Annotated in this window: 3 protein-coding genes; all 3 read right to left on the bottom strand. The window is 65.4% G+C overall.

What is annotated here, in order from left to right; all coding sequences use genetic code 11:
• Positions 1 to 621, bottom strand: a 621-nt coding sequence (locus DYI24_RS25425) for a CoA transferase subunit A (RefSeq protein WP_164574283.1), incomplete at its 3' end; no start/stop codon positions are given.
• 112 nt (positions 622 to 733) lie between these two features.
• Positions 734 to 1,282 (bottom strand): molybdenum cofactor biosynthesis protein B, encoded by a 549-nt coding sequence (gene moaB / locus DYI24_RS25420; RefSeq protein WP_107354438.1) that lies wholly within the window; start codon positions 1,280 to 1,282, stop codon positions 734 to 736.
• Positions 1,283 to 1,417: 135 nt separating this feature from the next.
• Positions 1,418 to 2,175 (bottom strand): KPN_02809 family neutral zinc metallopeptidase (ypfJ, locus tag DYI24_RS25415; RefSeq protein WP_164574282.1); only part of this gene is annotated, 758 nt, incomplete at its 5' end.

Raw genomic sequence — 2,175 nt, 5'->3', positions numbered from 1 at the left:
GTTCTCGTCCGCCAGCAGCGAAGTCTCGACGATACGCTCGACCGTCACAAGTGTGGTCTTGGCCGCATAGGCCATCGCGGCGAGTTCGGTCTGCCGGCCGATCCGCACGTTGCCGAATCGATCGGCCTCGGGCGCATGAAATAGCGCGACATCCGGGCGGATCGCCGGCACCACCACGATCGGATCGTCCGGCGCGTAGGGATTGTCGATCACCTTCCAGTCGTCGCGCGTCTTGAGAATGTCGCTGCCGATGATGACGCGGATCGGCATGAACGGCACACCCTTCTGACCAGCGACGAGGCCGGCGAGGATCGCCGGGCAGGTCGCGTCCTTCATTACAAACGCGCTGCTGCGGATGCCTTCGGCGAACCGCGGCGCGCCGCCGGCTTCGCCAAGCGAGATCGCACTGGTCTCGACCGTGCCGACCAGGCCTTCACCAATCAGCATATCGGCCTGCAGGCCGCTGATCGGGATACAGACGAGATGCAGATTGCGCGGCCGGTTGGCGATGATCGCGGCGGTCGCCGCCATCGCCACGCCGCTGGTGTCGGACGGCACCGCCACCATCATGCCGTCGCGGATCTGCGCGGCAAGCGCCTCGATCGAAACGATCTGGCCCAAAGCATCCTCCCATCGTCGCGGCGCCTTGTTGCGCCTTATGATTGGAGGCGATGGTTCCGTGGCACGTCGCGGCTGTCAAGGCACGCCGACGGTGGATGCCGATGCGCGCGGGTCAGCTCTTGCTGCGGCGCAGATGCTCGTCGAGCCGCGGCATGATTTCGACGAAGTTGCAGGGGCGCGTGCGATAATCGAGCTGCGCCGCCAGAATGCCGTCCCAACCATCGCGGCAGGCACCCGGTGAACCCGGCAGGCAGAAGATGTAGGTCGCGCCGGCAACACCAGCGGTGGCGCGCGACTGGATCGTCGAGGTGCCGATCTTGCCCCAGCTGATCATGTGAAAGGCGATTGAAAACCCATCCATCCGCTTCTCAAACAGCGGCTCGATCGCCTCCGGGGTCACATCGCGCCCGGTGAAGCCGGTGCCACCGGTGGTGATAATCGCGTCGACGCCATCGTCGGCAATCCAACGGCGGATGATGGCGCGGATCTTCTCGACGTCGTCGGTGACGATCTCACGCGCCGCCAGCCTGTGCCCTGCCCCGCTGAGCCGCTCGACCAAGGTGGCGCCCGACTTGTCGTCATCGAGCGAGCGCGTATCGGACACCGTGAGCACGGCGATGTTGAGCGGAATGAATTGCTTCGGTTGATCTTTGCTCGCCATAACCGCCTCGTCGAACTTGTACCAGCGTCATGGCCGGGCTTGTCCCGGCCATCCACGTCGTCGTCACATCGCAACACGTGGATGCCCGGCACGGACCGGGCATGGCGAATTCAGAATTTCCGTGAGGCCGAGACCTTACAGCCGCTCTGCCCCGAACGTGTTGCAGGCCTGGACGGTGCCCTGCTGATAGCCGGTCATGAACCAGCGCTTGCGCTGTTCGGCCGAGCCGTGGGTGAACGAGTCCGGCACCACTTCGCGGCCGGCGCGGCGCTGCAGCGTGTCGTCGCCGATCGCGGCCGCCGTGGTGAGCGCGGCGTCGATATCGCCGTCCTCGATGAAGTTGGGACGCTTCTTCTTTTCGCGGTTGACCCAGACGCCGGACAGGCAGTCGGCTTGCAGTTCGACGCGCACCTGCAGCGCGTTGGCTTCGGCGCGCGAGCCGGCAGCTTCCTGAGCCCGCGTCACCTTCGGCAGGATGCCCAGCAGGTTTTGAACGTGATGGCCGGCCTCGTGCGCGATGATGTAGGCGGCGGTGAACTGGCACGCCGAGCCGGAGCAGCCGCGGAAGCGGGTCTCGACCTGCTTGAAGAACGAGGTGTCGATGAAAATCTGCTTGTCCGGGGGACAATAGAACGGTCCCATCGCCGCCTGCGCCATGCCGCAGCGCCCGCCATTGGTGCGGCCGCGGAACAGCACGATCTTCGGCCCGACATAGGTCTGGCCATTGGCCTTGAAGATTTCGGTCCAGCGATCGTCGATCTCGCCCAGCACACCCGAGATCATGCTGCCCATCTCGTCGGTCGGCGCGCCCTGCTTGCCGGACCGGCTGTCGGCCTGATGATGCTGCGTCGTCTCCGAGATCATCTCGGCGCCGCTGATCAGCAGCCGCGGAT

The organism is Rhodopseudomonas sp. BR0C11 (assembly GCF_010820945.1).
Classification (GTDB): Bacteria; Pseudomonadota; Alphaproteobacteria; order Rhizobiales; family Xanthobacteraceae; genus Rhodopseudomonas; species Rhodopseudomonas palustris_H.
This window is presented reverse-complemented; position numbering and strand designations above follow the sequence as displayed.

What these genes read in the sequence shown, in the direction of transcription:
- moaB (WP_107354438.1), bottom strand. Translation starts at nt 1,282, where the DNA reads ATGGCGAGCAAAGATCAACCGAAGCAATTCATTCCGCTCAACATCGCC.